The following is a 15,310-nucleotide window of genomic DNA, read 5'->3' as shown; positions in this document are numbered from 1 at the left end:
GATTTCCCATTCCGCAAGGAAGTAAGATCCCTGAAAGATGATCAGGTTGATAGGTCTGAGGTGGAAGTGTGGCGACACATGGAGCTGACAGATACTAATCGATCGAGGACTTAACCTAAATATTTTTGTGAATTGTCTGACCGTTATCTAGTTTTGAGAGAATGCCTCTCAGAAAGCCAAAGGCAAGGAAACTCGGCTAAAGGCCCTCACATCCTGTGAGGAACGCCCAGTACCTTCGTCCTGAAGGCATAGTTTGGTGGCGATAGCGAAGAGGTCACACCCGTTCCCATGCCGAACACGGAAGTTAAGCTCTTCAGCGCCGATGGTAGTTGGGGGCTTCCCCCTGTGAGAGTAGGACGCCGCCAAGCTGTTTATATATCTCTTTACCCTGCATGAATTGAAGCTTATCTTATTCCGCAGTAGCTCAGTGGTAGAGCTATCGGCTGTTAACCGATCGGTCGCAGGTTCGAATCCTGCCTGCGGAGCCAATGCTTCCATAGCTCAGCAGGTAGAGCACTTCCATGGTAAGGAAGAGGTCAGCGGTTCGAGCCCGCTTGGAAGCTTAAGTGAATATGTTGATATGACAAGGTTTCTCCTAAGGTGGAGAAAGCTTTTTTTGTTTTTGCGCTTTTTCAACTGACCAATTAACTGGCCAAATAAGCCCCCATCTATTTTCTCACTTTCAAAAATACATTTCCCGCGTCTTGATCAAGTTCTTTAGTGATATGAGTATACAAGTTCATTGTGGTTGAAATGTCTTTATGTCCCAATCTTTCTTGGATAACCTTCATACTAAACCCCTGACTTAACAAATAAGAGGCTGCAGAGGGTTGTAAATCGTGAAACTCTATCTTCTTTAGTTTGTATCTTTTTACAATCCTATTCCAAAATTGCGTAACTGACCTTGGACTGAATGGAGAGCCTTCTATATGTCCAAATAGCAAATCAATAGGTTTGCCATTTTCATGCTTAAAACCTTTATATTCATCCCGTCTTTTCATTATTTCTTTCTTGCGATTATTCCGGTAGTCGAATACTTCTTTCTTTAATTGTAATCAGTTCTCTGCAACAGACGTATTGATTCTATCCCGACAAGAGCACTAAAAATAACGGTATTGACGGTTATTAAGGGGAGAAAACAACAGTTCCAGCTGATGCATGGGTTGTTTGCTATTTACGGGTCTAAAACTGAAGCGTTGTTGAAGTAATAAAAAAGGAGCAGGCATTATGCCTGCTCCTCTGCTTTTAAACTAACAAGATTCATTTGAGGATTTAAGGAAACTGATGAATAATGGTGAAATGACAATTACTGTTACAATTAATAATAGTCTGCTAGATATTAAATTTACAAATGTAGTGTTAATAATATATAGGGCTAAAACCATTAAATAAAAAGCCACGTAAACATAAGCATACACTTTTTTGCTGAATGGTTCTTTCATGTAAATGAAAAGAAATAACCCTGCCATTAAAACTAAGAAAGTCATAGTCTCCCCTCTTTCATTTTTATTTTGGAAAAACCCCAGTTGGAACAGCTGCATAGTAATCGGAGGCGGACTAGTTGGTTTTGGTCAGATGATTCAAGACGAACATGAAGGGCATGGTGTTAGAATACGTTTTACTGGACTTGGTTTTGCGATATTTTGCTTCCGACTTATTAAATGTATAAAAGCAGGCTTAACGCCTGCTTTTACTGCTATACCCACTCCTATAAAACGCTAATTGCGACTTCTAAGACAAGAAGGAACAACATATAACTCCCGTACTTTAACGTATCAGGTTCATGCTGTTTTGAGTCTTTAAAAGTCCATATAAATAATGCTGCAACGCCTATAATGGTCACGATTTTGCTAAGCGTTAATAATGACATGACGACCTTCCTTTATATTGAAAATTCATTTATCATCTATCTTCTACATTTATAATTAAGATCCTTTTAGCTGTAAAAACTTTCTCTGCTATTCAAACAAGCCCTCTGTCATCCGAGTCAGAGAGCTTGTTTGAACATGTTTAAAATCCATTTAAAATAGAGAAGATCCGATTATTCACACTGCCAAAAGACTTAATGTTGTTTTGGATGTTTGAAAATAGAATGACGTATCTGCTTCCTGTCAGACTGAAGCTGTTTAATATGTTATAGCCGGGCATGACACCGTGACTAGAATAGCTTCCCGGTGACACATAAAAGCCCATGCCGTATGTTGCTTTGTTCGGTGTAAACATTTTCATAAAACTTTCATTGGAAATGATTTTTCTTTCGTAAAGCGCCTTATCAAACAGATACATATCATAAGCGGTCATATAAATATCACCGGCCCCGTAAAGCTGTGATAAATTCGGCATGTCAGGCGTATAAAGCTCTTTTTGCGGGTTTAATTTATACCCTGTCGTCGGATTTGACTCTTTAGCAAATGTTTTATAAAAGCCTGCGTGTTTCATACCCGCAGGTTTAAAAACATGCTTTTTGATGTATTGGTCGACTGGTTCACCGCTTACCATGGAAACAATGTATGCCAGAACCGAGTAATTGGAGTCTCTATAATCCCATTTTCCAGTTGGGTATTTTACGCCCCGCTTTTCGATATCTTTAATTAAATCTTCCGGCGAAATATATCCGTGACCTTCTTTGTGTCCCCTAATCCCTGATGTATGTGTCAAGAAATGATAAAGGGTGATCTTTGAACCGTTTGGAAAGTCAGGAAGATACTTAGAAACAGGGTCATTTACTGATAGCAATCCTTTTTCCTCAAGCTGTAAAATTGCCGTTGCAATAATTGCTTTTTGTGATGACCCTACATAAAAGACGGTGTCCGGTGTATTGGGGACCATTTCCTCGCGGTTTGCATATAAATACCCTTTGCTTGTCACAACTTTTCCATCTTCTACAATTAATGCTGTGCCGCTGAATCCAATGCTTTTTAAATATTGATCCAATTGAGCATTATCATTTTTTGTGATGACAGGGTTCTTTTTTGTTTCACTTTGATTTGTCTTCTTCTTTGCTTCAGGCTGTTCTTTTTTTTCAGTTGCCTGCAGTTGGTTTTCTTGGTGATCTCGCATACCGCTTGGAAGTGCAAGATAAATTAATCCACAAACAAGCAGAAAGGAAAATATGATGAGCCTTCTTTTTGTTTTCTGCTTTTTTCTTTTCTTTATTCGCGTTCTGTATGTTCTTGCCATGGCGGGTACTCCTTCTTTTATATGTGACGTATTTACTGACGCAATAACCCCTTAAAAAGTTTCTTCAAAATGCTAATATTTTCATACATGGACTCGGATAATGCCAAAATTTACATTTTGTTTACACTTGATTAGGAACAAACGTTCGTATAAAATAAAGATGAGAGGTGAGACGATGAATAAGCTGTTGTATCGTTCAATGGAAGACGGTTTTCCGGTAGAAATCATTTACATGAAAGAAAGCAGTTTTTCTAAACGGGCCATTCTCGTGAAAGAAATTAAAAACGGTTATGTGAAAGCATTTTGCTTCCAAAAACAGCAGTTCAGAATGTTTAAGATGGAGGCCATTTTAACCGTGTTCCCCTATAAAAAAAGAAGCTTAGCTTATTATGCCTAAAAGCTGCTCTTTCATCTTGCTGTCTTCTTTCAGTATTCCCTTCCTGTTTTGATATTCCATCTTTTGTTATAATGAATGTAAATTCGATTTAAAGAGAGCGGGCGTTTTACATCTATGCTTCAGACGATCAATAAAACACTTGGTAAGATTATGCCTTTACTGACGCCTTTAAGTGTTGTCAGCGGGGTGTTGCTTGCGGATTACTTAAATGGGCTGGCGGGTCTTGTGCCGTGGATTTTTGCATTTATGACGTTTGCCGGCAGCCTTGGGGCAAATTTTCAGTCGCTGAAAACAGCGATGGTTCATCCCTTGCCGATGCTTCTCGCTTTATTTGTTTTACACTTATTTATGCCTGTTCTGGCATGGAGCACGGGGCATCTTGTGTTTAGCGGAGATTCATTGACGATTACGGGGCTTACCCTCGGTGTTGTCATTCCGACGGGGATTACGAGTATGATTTGGGCTGCCATGTATAAAGGAAACATCGGCTTAACACTATCGATTATTTTAGTGGACACGATTCTTTCGCCTTTCATCGTTCCGTTCAGTCTTTCCATCCTGGCCGGAGCGCATGTTGAAATGGATGTGATCGGTATGATGAAAGGTTTAGTCGGAATGATTGTGATTCCTTCTTTATTAGGAATGCTCGTCAATCAATTTTCAATACCGGAGCGGACAGCGCGTTTAAGCTCGAATTGCGCTCCATTTTCGAAAATCGGGTTAGCCGCCGTGGTGGCGATTAACAGCTCAGTGGTCGCTCCTTACCTGAAAAACGTCGATTTAAAGTTTTTAACGATAGCCGTTACGGTTTTTTTGGTGGCATTTACAGGCTACCTGACAGCTTGGCTGATCGGTCGGCTGATGAAACGGCCCCAGGAGGAAATCGTGGCTTTAATTTTTACCGGAGGAATGCGGAATATTAGCGCTGGCGCTGTGTTGGCCACCGGGTTTTTTCCGCCGCAAGTGGCGGTGCCCGTTGTCATCGGCATGCTGTTTCAGCAGATCCTGGCTGCGTTATTTGGGCATTTGCTTGGAAGAAGCGAGCTGAAAAAAACGTATCATTTGGACAAAAAAACGGGTCTGCCCTCATAGTTGGCAGACTTGAACCTTACAGGAGTGAAAACAATGAAAACCAATAGAGTAAGTGTGATGATTTGGACTTTAATTTCCGCATTTTTGTTTTGTTCTTTATTAGTGACAGCTTCTCTTTCTCCGCTCGCTCATTCAGGCCCTCATGCTAATGAGTTTGGCACTTTGGGGATGTGGGCGGCTATCGGAACCGTTTTACTCTTTTATATCCTGCCCCTCGCTGTTTATATGGCCGGGTTTGATGCGATGAAGTTTGTAATGGCTGTTCTTTGCGTGATTGGATTAATCATCATGCTGACCATGATTCCAGTGGTTATGTTGATTGGCGCTGTTGGCGGATATGCTTCTGCTTTATTGGGCGTCGCAGGCCTTTGCATTCTGTTAGCGATCGTGAATGTGATTTGGTTAGTCGCCGCTTTTCGCAGGCCGTCAGCGGTTGCTTCTTCTAATATTTAAAAAACCGCTTTCCCGCGTTGTGTTCAAGTTCGCCAAGTTCCTTTTGCGATCAGGTGGACGTTGCCCCCGACGTGAATCTCTGTGCTGTTTTCCGTTGTGTGCGCTTCAATAAAAAGGAGGGAAGGCCGGTTTATTTCAAACCCTTGTTCAGCCCTTATGCTGAGCTCATTTTGATTAAAATAACCGTGATGCAGTAAATAACCTGCGAGATCCCCGATTGCGCTGCCTGTTGCCGGATCTTCGGGAACGCTGAGACAGTCGCAAAAAACTCGTGTATTGATGTGATTTTGTTCATGATAGGTTTCCGTAGAAAAAACGAGCAGACTGGCTTCTGTTTCTTTCATAAAAGCTTCAAACCGCTCCTTGTTGATTTTGCATTTTTTAACTGCACTTAGCGAATTTAACGGGACGATAACTGCTGGCAGACCTGTGGAAACCTCTTGTATCGGGAAATTCGAATCCATATCGCATGTGTCGATTCCGAGTACCTCTGCCATCATTTCTTTATTAAAAGTTCGATTAAATACAGGCGGATTTTGCTTCATCCAAATGATCTGATCTTCACCTTTGTCAAACGTCACCGGTATTGCACCTGCTCGAACATTTAAAATGACGCTTGAAGATGGTTCAGTTTCGATTTCATTCTTTATGATAAACGCTGTGCCCAGCGTTGGATGTCCTGCAAAAGGAATTTCTTTTTCCGGGGTGAAGATTCGGACATCATACCCGCTGTTTTCCTGTTTCCCTAATATAAATGTTGTCTCGGAAAAATTGATTTCCCTGGCTATTTTTTGCATTTCATCACTTGATAGGTTTTTTTCTGTTTTAAAAACAGCGAGCTGGTTTCCTGTATATTTTCTTTCTGCAAACACATCCACAAGGTAAAATTCCATCTGATGTCTCTCCCCTTTAAAATGACCTTCCCGCCCTAAAGGCAGTTTTACATATCTTACATGAGATGAGAATCATTGAACAGTCTAAAAAAATAAAGAAGAGCGGCTCCCGCTCTTCCTAATAAAGCAAATACTTCTTTCTGATATTCATAAACCGTTTTTGCTCTGCTTCGTATTTTTTGACGATTTCATCAATTGAAGCGCCTTGTTCAATCATGGTTTTGACCCATCCGTTCCCGATTAGACGGTTGAAATTTCCAGAAGGGAGGAACTCAAAGTCGTCCGGGTAGAGGTCATGGACGGTTTTGATGATCGAGATACCGGTATTTACAGACTTAAAAGCGGACCTGTTTGTCACGTAAAGTTCTACCCCGTGGCACAGTTTATTTTGATGCTTTGAAAATGTCGGAGTGAACGAGGCGGCTCTGAATCGGACGCCAGGAAGCTTCAGACCGTTTAATTTTTCAGCGAGCTCCGTACTTTTCATGTAGGGCGCACCAATTAATTCAAATGGCTTTGTCGTGCCCCTTCCTTCTGACATATTGGTTCCTTCAATTAAACCTGTGCCCGGGTAGACGATGCCCGTATCCGGCGTCGGCATGTTCGGGGACGGCAGGACGAAAGGAAGACCCGTGTCTTCAAAGAACATCTGCCGCTTCCAGCCTTTCATCTTAATGACGGTTAAATCGGCGCCGATGTTAAATTCATCATTAAACAGCTTTGCCAGTTCTCCTGCGGTCATTCCGTGCTTTAAAGGAATTGGATACATTCCGACAAATGAAGAATAATCCGGATCAAGGACAGGTCCTTCAACTTTTAAGCCGTTTTGCGGGTTTGGCCGGTCAAGAACAATGAATGGAATGCCGTTTTCTTTTGCCGCCTCCATCGCATATGCCATTGTGTACATGTAAGTGTAAAACCGCGTTCCGACATCCTGGATGTCAAATAGCAGGACGTCAACGTTTTTCAACATCTCCGGTGTCGGTTTTCTCGTATCTCCGTAAAGGCTGTAGACGGGGAGACCGGTTTTTTCATCAACATAAGAGTCAACCTTATCGCCGGCTTGAGCGTCTCCCCTTACACCGTGCTCTGGACCATAGAGAGCGGTCAGCTCAATACCGGGGGCTTGGTGAAGCAAATCGATGCTGCTTATTAATGCTGAATTGACACCGGTTGGATTTGTGATGAGACCGACCCTTTTTCCTTTTAATATGCTTTGCTTTTTCATGATCACTTCAATACCCGGTGAGACCTTAGCTTTCTTTTCTTTGTCCGGAAAGGCCGCTGCTGCGGTTAATGTACTGAAGACAAACATTCCCGCAAGCAGCCAGATCGCTTTTTTTCTCATCATGACCCTCCTTTGTGAAGCGGCTTGCCGTTTTTAATATTCAACCCGTAGCCGAACGGGTAAAGGGTTTCTCCGGGGCGTGTGACCGAAGGAATGTCTACGGGCAATGTTCCTTTAGGCTTTGCCTTTCCGAAGATAACTTCCACTCCGGCCGGGATATTCGGCTGCCTGAAGCGCCCGTTTACATAGCCTTTAAAGCCGTATACTGCGATCACGGCAGAAGCTTCTTCAAAATTTGCCGTGTCATAAGGGTTTCGCAAGCTCATTAAGACAAATTTTTTCCCGTTTGCCTGAGCGTATTTCATGGCGGCGCGCGGAAAAGCAGTTGCCCACTTGCTTGAGTCTTGAATGCTGTCATCAATGACACCGTCATTCACAACAGGATCGTTTTTGATGACGTATGATCCTGTGATGACATAATCGGCTTCGTCAATTTTCTTTTGAATCTCTTCATCAAACGTTTTTTCTGCAAATCGATATTCGACCACCTTAATGTTTTTCTTTATTTTGCTGATGGTTTTGGCGATTGCTGCTGTTTGCTCTTCGTATGGGGCGAGAATGAGGACGGTGTCTCCTTTTTTCGGTTTGAATGGCAAGGTGCTTTTGTCGTTTTTAAGGATGGTGACGCTTTCTCTTGCCATTTTCCTTTCGGATTTCATGTGTTTGTTGCTGCCGACCGTTTTCAAGGCGTATTTGATTTTTTTCTGAAGCGGTTCGGAGCCGGTGTGATCGATGATACCACGGTTTATTTTTAATTGAAGGATTCGCTCCACCGACTGATCGATCTGTTCGATAGGGATCTCACCTTTTTTAACGGCTGTCAGAAGAGCTTCGAACACACGCGCCAGATTTTTTTCGGTCTCAAGCGATGTGACTTGCGCGGGCATGAGGGCGATGTCGACTCCTGCTTTAACAGCCATGACGACGGCTTCTTCCTGTCCGAAATTATCAGAAATGGCTTTCATATTTAAAGCGTCTGTTACGACAACGCCCTTAAAGCCGAGGTCTTTGCGGAGAAGGTCTGTCATGACTTTTTTGGAAAGTGTTGCAGGCACCATGATGTCCTCGCCGTCTTTTTTGCTTTTATAGGTTGTATTGTCAAAGGCGGGGAACTGGACATGCGCTGTCATGATCATGTCAATCCCTGCATCGATCGCTTTTTGAAATGGCGCAAGTTCAACACTTCTCAGCCTTTTTTCATCATGCGGAACAAGCGGCAATCCGTAATGACTGTCAACCGCTGTATCGCCGTGTCCGGGAAAGTGCTTTGCTGTAGCGATCATTTGCTCGTCCTGCAGGCCCTTCATCATCTGGATGCCGAGCTTTGAAGTCAGCTCAGGCTTGGAACTGAAAGAACGAACGCCGATGACGGGGTTGCCGGGATTGTTGTTAACATCAAGTACAGGACTGAAATTCACATTGATGCCCAGTGATGATAATTCTTTTCCGATGATTTTTCCTGATCTAAAGGCGTTTTTGCTGCTTCTCGATGCACCGACTGCCATATTGCCGGGCAGGTTTGTACCTGATTCGAGTCTGGTGACAATCCCGCCTTCTTGATCGATCGTGATAAAGAGCGGAATGTCAGGACTCGCTTTTTGCAGGCCGTCCGTTAACCGTACAGTCTGCTCTGTGCCTGTGACGTTTTCAGCAAAAAGAATGACGCCGCCGAGCCGGTATTTTTCAATGATTCCCGCAACTTCGTCATTCATTTTCGTTAATCCTTTGGCGTTCGATTCCCCTTTTTTCTTCCAGTTTCTAAAGTCAGGCATCAGCATTTGTCCGATTTTCTCTTCAAGCGACATACTGCTGACCATTTGTTTGAGGTGTTGTTCAGGCTGCTGTTTCGCTTCTGCTTTGCGAGTGGCGGGCTGCAAAGCGAGAGACGATAACAGCAATGCAATCAACGCGCATTGAAGAAATCTTTTCATATAAGGTAGCCTCCTATTGGTGATGTAACGCCTCGTAAATAGCTGTAATGACGCTGCCGTACTTTCCGGTTGCAAATGCATCACCTTTGAATTGATTCGGGTTTTCTTTAGGATCGATGACAGGAGAGTGTTTTTTATTGGTTAACAACACAATGCCGATTTGATACACGGGATCGATGATAGTAACGGTTCCCGTCCAGCCGGTATGGCCGTATGCCTTGTTGCTGGCGTGCTTGCCGAACATCCACTCCATATCGGTATTGCCGTTAAGCCGCCATCCTAGTCCATATGTGGGATTTGTTTTTGACTGCTCAGTAAATTGTGAAATGACCGAACGGCTGAATAGATGCTGTTTCCCGTAACCGCCGCCGTTCAGCATGACTTGAAGGAGCACTGCTGTGTCGTCAGCGGTGGAAAACAGGCCGGCATGCCCGGAGATGCCTTCCATTGAATAGAACGCCTTTTCATCGTGGACTTCCCCTTGAAGCGTGTAAGTTCTGATATTTGGAAACGAGATGATGCCGTCTCTGGTGTTTCCCATTCGTTCCGTAGCTGCAAAATGCGATGGTTTAAAGCCCTTTTGGAGCGGATTAAACAAAGTATGCCGCAACCCGAGAGGCTGGTAAAATTGATTTTCAACAAAGGTATCTAAACGCTCGTTTGTGACTTTTTCTATGATCAGCCCGAGGAGCATATAGTCGATGTCGCTGTAAATTTGTTTTGTGCCGGGTTCATATGACAAGGGGGTTTTGACAAGATATTCAAGCGTTTTGCTCCGTGATTGAGAGTAGAGGTGTCCGGCTGCTTTCGGGTCGTAATAGTTCCAGCTTGCAGGGAAGCCTGCGTTATGGTGGAGCAAATCAATGACGCGGAGCCGGTTTTTTCCCTTTACATCGTCTTCAGGGTGATCTTTGAAATCAGGAAGATAATGTGAAATGTTTTTGTTCAAGTCAAGCTTTCCGGTGCTCACTAAATGCTGTAAGGCAAAATTGACGGCATACATTTTTGTATTGGAGGCGAGGTCGAACATCGTGTTTGTTTTCATTTTTTTTGGATGTTTGAGCGTCGAGAGGCCGTTGTATTTCTGCTTGTAGCCGTATGCTTCTTTTTTGACAATTTTTCCGTCTTTTATCAAAATCAGGGCAGCCCCGGGAAAGCCCGCTTTGACATCCTGTTCGATCAGACGGTCCACAGCTTTAAGCTTTTCCGAAGAAAAACCGGCTTCTTCAGGCGTTTTCGCCTTCGTTAATACGGGATATGTCAGCCGCCCTGTTGTCTCGTTCGCAATGGCAGTCTGTGCTGATGACGGAAGCGGAAAAAAGCATGTCAGCAACAATAGGGACGATGCGGCAGCGCTGATCATAAACTTTTTCAGATTGCTTCACTCCTTTCTGTAAAAAAATGCATAGTGGGAATTTTAAACAAACGTTTAATCAAATTCAACTGCCATATCGTCTTTAAAACCAAAGAGATATGTTAAGGCAAAGCCGGCAGCATAGGAAATAAACAAACCGAGAATATACAAAAGCACCTGGTGGGTATGGACCAAAAACGACAAAGGAAGACCTGATACGCCTATCGATACGGTCGCGATTTTGAAATACGCTTGAAAGGCTCCGCCTACTCCGGCGCCGAGGCACGCGGTTAAAAACGGACGTCCGAGTGGAAGGGTCACACCGAATATGAGCGGTTCACCGATTCCGAGCAGGCCTGACGGCAGTCCGCCGGCAATGGCTCTTTTGAGCTTTGCTTTTTTCGTTTTGAAATAAATCGCAAAAGCGGCGCCTACTTGACCTGCGCCCCCCATGGCCAAAATCGGCAGCAGCGGGTCATCGCCGATTGAATGGATTAATTCCATATGAACCGGTGTCAATCCTTGGTGCAGTCCGGTTACGACGAGCGGAAGGAAGGTGGCCCCCAGTACAAAGCCGGCGATTATGCCGCCGAGATCTAAGATGGCGAGAAGTCCTGACGTAATGGCGTCGGATATCAAGCCGCCGACAGGCATGAAGACAACGTAAGTGACGATTCCTGTGATGAGAAGGGAGATTGTAGGTGTGATGATGATGTCGAGTGAATGAGGTACAAGGCGCCTGATCCGTTTTTCGAGAAAAGCGATAAATGCGGCCGCGAATAAAATGCCAATTAAACCGCCGCGTCCCGGCAAAAGCGCTTCACCGAAAAGCGAAATATCACCAACGGCCGGGTTAATGATTAAAATACCGGCTAATCCGCCGAGTGCGGGGGAGCCGCCGAATTCTTTCGCCGTATTGATCCCGACCAGGATGCCCAAATACGTAAATAAACCTGAACCTATTACCGTTAAAATAATGGCGGTTTGTGATGTTTCAGCGAGCCAGCCGGCTTGGATAACGGCTTTGGTGATTCCGGTAATCAAGCCTGAGGCAACCAAAGCGGGGATCAGCGGTATAAAAATGCTTGCGATCCGCCGAAGAAACAACTTAAAAGGCGTCGCGTTTTTCTTGGAAACCTCCGCTTTATGTTTGGCTGCGGATTGTTTTAAGTCAACATGTTCCGCGGATTGAAGCAGCTTCCCGAACTCGTCTGATACGTGCTGTACGACGCCAGTGCCGAGGATAATCTGAAGCGTTTCCTCCTCAACGACGCCAATCACGCCTTCAAGCGCTTTGATTGAGCCAATGTCGGCTTTTTGACTGTTGACAGGCGTGATGCGCAGGCGCGTCATACAATGGGTATAATCCGCGACGTTAGACGGGCCGCCGATGTGTTGTAAAATCAATTTTGCCAGGCCGGCATATTTTTTCTCATCGCTCATTTTATATCCCCCTTATTTACAATTCGCTCATTCCCATCATGCGGATAGCCGCTTTTGTTTGATCAATATATTGAATGATGTCCTCGTAGCGCTCCGCGGCTATGCCTAAAAACAGAATGTCAATCATGTAAAGCTGAGTTAAACGAGAGGAGGTGGCGGCGCTGCGAAACGGCGCTTCATTTGAGCATGACGTATACAGGGCGATATCGCTTAATGAAGAGACAGCAGACTGTCCAAACCGCGTCAGTCCAATGGTTTTAATGCCATGTTTTTTGGCGAGTCTGACTGCATTGGCGATTTCAAGCGTTTCTCCTGAATGGGATATGGCAAACAGAACGTCATTCTCGCCGGCATTGGCGATTAATGTCGCGACAAGATGCATATCACTAAAAGCGGTGGCTTTTTTATTGATGCGCAAAAATTTCTGCTGGGCATCTTGTGCGACGATTCCTGAAGCCCCGATCCCGCAAAAATGAACCGTTTCTGCGTTAATCAGTATTTGAATCGCTTTTTGAAGATCTTCGTGGTCAATGTTTTCAAAGGTATCGCGAATCGCCTGAATCGAATTGCTGGTCGTTTTTTGAACGATTGAATGGAGCGGCTCTTGTGGTTCGATATCCCGGTATCCCTGATCAGACGGTTTCATTAAATCGCCGGCGACCCTCATTTTTAAATCTTGAAAGCCTTTCAGGCCCAGAGATTTGCAGAGCCGTATTGCCGCCGCCCCGCTTGTCTTTGCCGAAGAGCTCACCTCTTGAATGGTGCCGTTTACGACCTCGTGTGGGTTTTTCAAAATGTATTCGGCAAGTTTTCGTTCAGATTGCGGCAATTTGTGAAGCATATTCTGAATGATTTCCAATCCTCCTGCAGCCATTGTTTCTTCCTTTCTTATTTAAGATTGTTTTTCATAAATGGATAGCGCCTTTTCGATATCGCCTTCTGATTTCTCCAGCAGTTTTTCGGCAGCGGCCGCATCTTCGTTTGTTTTCACCATGAGGATGGCGGTTTTGACCTGGTTATGGGATTTTTCTAACGCTAGTGCTGCCGTTTCTTTTGGAACATCTGTGACCGTTTGGATGATGCGAATCGCCCGCTCCTTTAATTTGTCATTGCTTACTTTTACGTCTACCATGAGGTTTTCATAGACTTTTCCCATTTTGATCATAGCCGCCGTTGAGATCATGTTTAAAATCATTTTATGAGCGGTTGCGGCTTTCATTCTCGTCGACCCGGCAATAACTTCAGGGCCGACGACCACTTCTATGCTGTGTTCTGACGCCTGGCTGATCGCCGAGTTTTCGTTGCATGTCAGTGAGACGGTCTTGGCGCCTGTTTCCCTGGCATACTTTAAAGCGCCGAGAACGTACGGAGTCCGGCCGCTGGCGGCGATTCCGATGACGGTATCATTGTTTGAGAGGTTAACGGCTTCTAAATCCCGTCTGCCGAATGCCTCGTGATCTTCAGCGCCTTCGACAGCTTTGTACAAAGCTTTTTCTCCTCCTGCAATGATGCCAATGACCGACTCGGGAGATATGCTGAACGTCGGCGGGCATTCAGCTGCATCAAGTACGCCGAGCCTCCCGCTTGTACCGGCACCGATGTAGATGATCCGTCCCCCTTTCTTTAACGACCCGACGGCAAAGTCAACGGCGGTCTTAACTTCTGGTAAGACGTCTTGTACAGCTTCGGCCACCGTTTTGTCTTCATCATTGATGATTTTCAAAATATCAATCGTCTTTGCCTGGTGAATGCGACTGGATCTTTCATTCCGGCGTTCGGTCGTTAAGGAACCTAAATGGCTGTTTTCCATCGACAACTCCTCCTGAATATGAAGTGCATATATTTCTTAATTTTCAGTATATTAAGGGTGGAATATTATTTCAATAAAAAAAGATAAATATTAAAATTTTATTTCAATGAAGTTCTAAACATCGGATTGCCGAAATAAAATAAAGCGCAGATGAACTGCGCTTATGTTCAGGTATTACAGCTCGTCTATTTGATGTTCGGAAATCACGCGGAAGCCTTCTTTTTTCAGAAGCGCCGCCGTCACACCGTTGCCGGCTATTTTTTGGCTTGAGAAACTTCCATCATATATATGGCCGCTGCCGCAAGACGGGCTGTTTTCCTTCAGCACGATCGTATCAGCCTTGATTTGCCTTGCCATCTCCAATGTATGATAAGCCCCTTTTATATACAGATCTGTTACGTCTTTTCCCGATTGTGTCTTGATCACCGCCCTGCTGTCTAAAACGTCCTCTCCCGTCCCGCCTATAACTTCGGCCGGTTCCCTTGGCGTTTGAAATCCGCCGAGCAGCTCGGGACAAGCAATCACCGCTTTTTTTTCTTCAACAAGCTTATTGATTTTCCCGACATAGCTGTGCGATCCGTTATAGCGGCATTCCACCCCGGCCAGACATGAACTCACCAGTATCATTTTTCGTGTCCCCTCTCTTGCACATCAGATAGCTCTATTTTAAACAAAATTTCCGCGTTTTTCGCAATGTCTATGAATAAAAAATTTGAAAATAAAAATTTTAATTTACCCCTTTACAAATGGGGAGGAACCTGTATATAATAACTTTTGTCAGCTTTACGAGAGCTGCTTGAAACACGCTGATGGCCCGTTGGTCAAGTGGTTAAGACACCGCCCTTTCACGGCGGTAACACGGGTTCGAATCCCGTACGGGTCACCATTATTTTTTTGGACAGCACGCTAAAAAGCATCAGGTTTACATCGAAGCTTTTTAAAGGAAGTCATGCTAAAAGCGCAACGTCCTGTTGCAACGCATGCACTTGTACGTCCTGTACTGCGGAGGATTAGCTCAGCTGGGAGAGCATCTGCCTTACAAGCAGAGGGTCGGCGGTTCGATCCCGTCATCCTCCACCATTTTTTTCGGATCGGTTTTTGTCACAACCGTGCCGGTAATTGCATAAGATACCATATCATGCCGGTCTAGCTCAATTGGTAGAGCAACTGACTTGTAATCAGTAGGTTGGGGGTTCAAGTCCTCTGGCCGGCACTGTTTGTGGAGGGGTAGCGAAGTGGCTAAACGCGGCGGACTGTAAATCCGCTCCCTCAGGGTTCGGCGGTTCGAATCCGTCCCCCTCCACCATTTTTGGGCTATAGCCAAGCGGTAAGGCAACGGACTTTGACTCCGTCATGCGCTGGTTCGAATCCAGCTAGCCCAGTTTTTGGACATCCTGTTCGGATGTCCT

At 44.6% G+C, this 15,310-nt stretch carries 13 protein-coding genes, 7 tRNA genes, 2 rRNA genes and 1 pseudogene; 13 read left to right on the top strand and 10 right to left on the bottom strand.

From position 1 onward, the window contains the following. The 4 genes from MST20_RS17770 to MST20_RS17755 all read left to right on the top strand — a co-directional run. Positions 1 to 118, top strand: a 23S ribosomal RNA gene (locus tag MST20_RS17770); the annotation flags it as partial. A 134-nt stretch (positions 119 to 252) separates the two neighbouring features. Next, positions 253 to 368: ribosomal RNA gene (rrf, locus tag MST20_RS17765) — 5S ribosomal RNA — on the top strand. A 45-nt stretch (positions 369 to 413) separates the two neighbouring features. Next, a tRNA-Asn gene (locus MST20_RS17760) sits at positions 414 to 488 on the top strand. Positions 489 to 490: 2 nt separating this feature from the next. Then, positions 491 to 563 (top strand) — tRNA-Thr (locus MST20_RS17755). Positions 564 to 668: 105 nt separating this feature from the next. On the opposite strand, the gene MST20_RS17750 is transcribed toward MST20_RS17755, so the two are convergent. Beyond that, positions 669 to 1,001: a tyrosine-type recombinase/integrase gene (locus tag MST20_RS17750; RefSeq protein WP_243943865.1), complete on the bottom strand. Its 333-nt coding sequence runs from the start codon at positions 999 to 1,001 to the stop codon at positions 669 to 671. Positions 1,002 to 1,081: 80 nt separating this feature from the next. On the opposite strand from MST20_RS17750, the pseudogene MST20_RS21440 reads away from it, so the two are divergent. Then, a pseudogene (locus tag MST20_RS21440) lies at positions 1,082 to 1,208 on the top strand (hypothetical protein); the annotation flags it as partial. An 802-nt stretch (positions 1,209 to 2,010) separates the two neighbouring features. On the opposite strand, the gene MST20_RS17745 reads toward MST20_RS21440, so the two are convergent. Beyond that, positions 2,011 to 3,180, bottom strand: coding sequence for a serine hydrolase domain-containing protein (locus MST20_RS17745; protein ID WP_243943863.1), 1,170 nt, complete (start codon positions 3,178 to 3,180; stop codon positions 2,011 to 2,013). Positions 3,181 to 3,355: 175 nt separating this feature from the next. Here MST20_RS17745 and MST20_RS17740 point away from each other — a divergent pair, with 175 nt between their 5' ends. The 3 genes from MST20_RS17740 (at position 3,356) to MST20_RS17730 (ending at position 5,122) form a co-directional block, all read left to right on the top strand. Beyond that, positions 3,356 to 3,577 (top strand): hypothetical protein, encoded by a 222-nt coding sequence (locus tag MST20_RS17740; RefSeq protein WP_243943862.1) that lies wholly within the window; start codon positions 3,356 to 3,358, stop codon positions 3,575 to 3,577. 150 nt (positions 3,578 to 3,727) lie between these two features. After that, entirely contained in the window at positions 3,728 to 4,669 is a 942-nt protein-coding gene (locus MST20_RS17735; RefSeq protein ID WP_243943901.1) for a bile acid:sodium symporter family protein, read from the top strand. A gap of 33 nt (positions 4,670 to 4,702) precedes the next feature. After that, positions 4,703 to 5,122: a DUF5391 family protein gene (locus tag MST20_RS17730; protein ID WP_075753515.1), complete on the top strand. Its 420-nt coding sequence runs from the start codon at positions 4,703 to 4,705 to the stop codon at positions 5,120 to 5,122. A 23-nt stretch (positions 5,123 to 5,145) separates the two neighbouring features. Here MST20_RS17730 and MST20_RS17725 read toward each other — a convergent pair whose 3' ends face one another. From MST20_RS17725 to MST20_RS17690, 8 genes are all read right to left on the bottom strand, one after another. Next, on the bottom strand, positions 5,146 to 6,015 hold the full coding sequence (locus MST20_RS17725) for a PhzF family phenazine biosynthesis protein (RefSeq protein ID WP_243943860.1): 870 nt from the start codon (positions 6,013 to 6,015) through the stop codon (positions 5,146 to 5,148). Between the two features lie 118 nt (positions 6,016 to 6,133). Further along, positions 6,134 to 7,363: an exo-beta-N-acetylmuramidase NamZ family protein gene (locus MST20_RS17720; protein ID WP_243943858.1), complete on the bottom strand. Its 1,230-nt coding sequence runs from the start codon at positions 7,361 to 7,363 to the stop codon at positions 6,134 to 6,136. Then, on the bottom strand, positions 7,363 to 9,294 hold the full coding sequence (locus tag MST20_RS17715; protein WP_243943856.1) for a glycoside hydrolase family 3 protein: 1,932 nt from the start codon (positions 9,292 to 9,294) through the stop codon (positions 7,363 to 7,365). The genes MST20_RS17720 and MST20_RS17715 overlap by 1 nt, the downstream gene beginning before the upstream one ends. A gap of 13 nt (positions 9,295 to 9,307) precedes the next feature. After that, positions 9,308 to 10,657, bottom strand: a complete 1,350-nt coding sequence (gene pbp4b / locus MST20_RS17710; protein WP_243943855.1) for a penicillin binding protein PBP4B — start codon at positions 10,655 to 10,657, stop codon at positions 9,308 to 9,310. Between the two features lie 66 nt (positions 10,658 to 10,723). Continuing rightward, complete coding sequence (locus MST20_RS17705) at positions 10,724 to 12,091, bottom strand: PTS transporter subunit EIIC (RefSeq protein ID WP_243943853.1); 1,368 nt, start codon at positions 12,089 to 12,091, stop codon at positions 10,724 to 10,726. A gap of 16 nt (positions 12,092 to 12,107) precedes the next feature. Then, complete coding sequence (locus MST20_RS17700; protein ID WP_243943851.1) at positions 12,108 to 12,965, bottom strand: MurR/RpiR family transcriptional regulator; 858 nt, start codon at positions 12,963 to 12,965, stop codon at positions 12,108 to 12,110. Positions 12,966 to 12,983: 18 nt separating this feature from the next. Next, positions 12,984 to 13,901, bottom strand: coding sequence for an N-acetylmuramic acid 6-phosphate etherase (gene murQ, locus MST20_RS17695; protein WP_243943849.1), 918 nt, complete (start codon positions 13,899 to 13,901; stop codon positions 12,984 to 12,986). 174 nt (positions 13,902 to 14,075) lie between these two features. Further along, positions 14,076 to 14,528, bottom strand: coding sequence for a 2-thiouracil desulfurase family protein (locus MST20_RS17690; RefSeq protein ID WP_243943847.1), 453 nt, complete (start codon positions 14,526 to 14,528; stop codon positions 14,076 to 14,078). 184 nt (positions 14,529 to 14,712) lie between these two features. Between MST20_RS17690 and MST20_RS17685 the strand changes: the two genes are divergently transcribed. From MST20_RS17685 to MST20_RS17665, 5 genes are all read left to right on the top strand, one after another. Continuing rightward, positions 14,713 to 14,787: transfer RNA gene (locus MST20_RS17685), tRNA-Glu, on the top strand. A gap of 118 nt (positions 14,788 to 14,905) precedes the next feature. Next, positions 14,906 to 14,981: transfer RNA gene (locus MST20_RS17680), tRNA-Val, on the top strand. 60 nt (positions 14,982 to 15,041) lie between these two features. Continuing rightward, positions 15,042 to 15,114 (top strand) — tRNA-Thr (locus tag MST20_RS17675). 8 nt (positions 15,115 to 15,122) lie between these two features. Further along, a tRNA-Tyr gene (locus MST20_RS17670) sits at positions 15,123 to 15,207 on the top strand. A 4-nt stretch (positions 15,208 to 15,211) separates the two neighbouring features. Further along, positions 15,212 to 15,283: transfer RNA gene (locus tag MST20_RS17665), tRNA-Gln, on the top strand. Positions 15,284 to 15,310 lie beyond the last annotated feature (27 nt).

It is taken from the genome of Bacillus sp. B19-2 (assembly GCF_022832475.1).
GTDB lineage: Bacteria > Bacillota > Bacilli > Bacillales > Bacillaceae > Bacillus > Bacillus paralicheniformis.
The sequence above is the reverse complement of the archived record's forward strand: the minus strand, read 5'-3'. Positions and strand labels throughout refer to the sequence as shown.

Excerpts from the sequence above, each read along its gene's own strand:
- MST20_RS17750 (WP_243943865.1), bottom strand. The coding sequence starts at position 1,001 with ATGAAAAGACGGGATGAATATAAAGGTTTTAAGCATGAAAATGGCAAA.
- MST20_RS17745 (WP_243943863.1), bottom strand. The coding sequence starts at position 3,180 with ATGGCAAGAACATACAGAACGCGAATAAAGAAAAGAAAAAAGCAGAAA.
- MST20_RS17740 (WP_243943862.1), top strand. The coding sequence starts at position 3,356 with ATGAATAAGCTGTTGTATCGTTCAATGGAAGACGGTTTTCCGGTAGAA.
- MST20_RS17735 (WP_243943901.1), top strand. The coding sequence starts at position 3,728 with ATGCCTTTACTGACGCCTTTAAGTGTTGTCAGCGGGGTGTTGCTTGCG.
- MST20_RS17730 (WP_075753515.1), top strand. The coding sequence starts at position 4,703 with ATGAAAACCAATAGAGTAAGTGTGATGATTTGGACTTTAATTTCCGCA.
- MST20_RS17725 (WP_243943860.1), bottom strand. The coding sequence starts at position 6,015 with ATGGAATTTTACCTTGTGGATGTGTTTGCAGAAAGAAAATATACAGGA.
- MST20_RS17720 (WP_243943858.1), bottom strand. The coding sequence starts at position 7,363 with ATGAGAAAAAAAGCGATCTGGCTGCTTGCGGGAATGTTTGTCTTCAGT.
- MST20_RS17715 (WP_243943856.1), bottom strand. The coding sequence starts at position 9,294 with ATGAAAAGATTTCTTCAATGCGCGTTGATTGCATTGCTGTTATCGTCT.
- pbp4b (WP_243943855.1), bottom strand. The coding sequence starts at position 10,657 with ATGATCAGCGCTGCCGCATCGTCCCTATTGTTGCTGACATGCTTTTTT.
- MST20_RS17705 (WP_243943853.1), bottom strand. The coding sequence starts at position 12,091 with ATGAGCGATGAGAAAAAATATGCCGGCCTGGCAAAATTGATTTTACAA.
- MST20_RS17700 (WP_243943851.1), bottom strand. The coding sequence starts at position 12,965 with ATGGCTGCAGGAGGATTGGAAATCATTCAGAATATGCTTCACAAATTG.
- murQ (WP_243943849.1), bottom strand. The coding sequence starts at position 13,901 with ATGGAAAACAGCCATTTAGGTTCCTTAACGACCGAACGCCGGAATGAA.
- MST20_RS17690 (WP_243943847.1), bottom strand. The coding sequence starts at position 14,528 with ATGATACTGGTGAGTTCATGTCTGGCCGGGGTGGAATGCCGCTATAAC.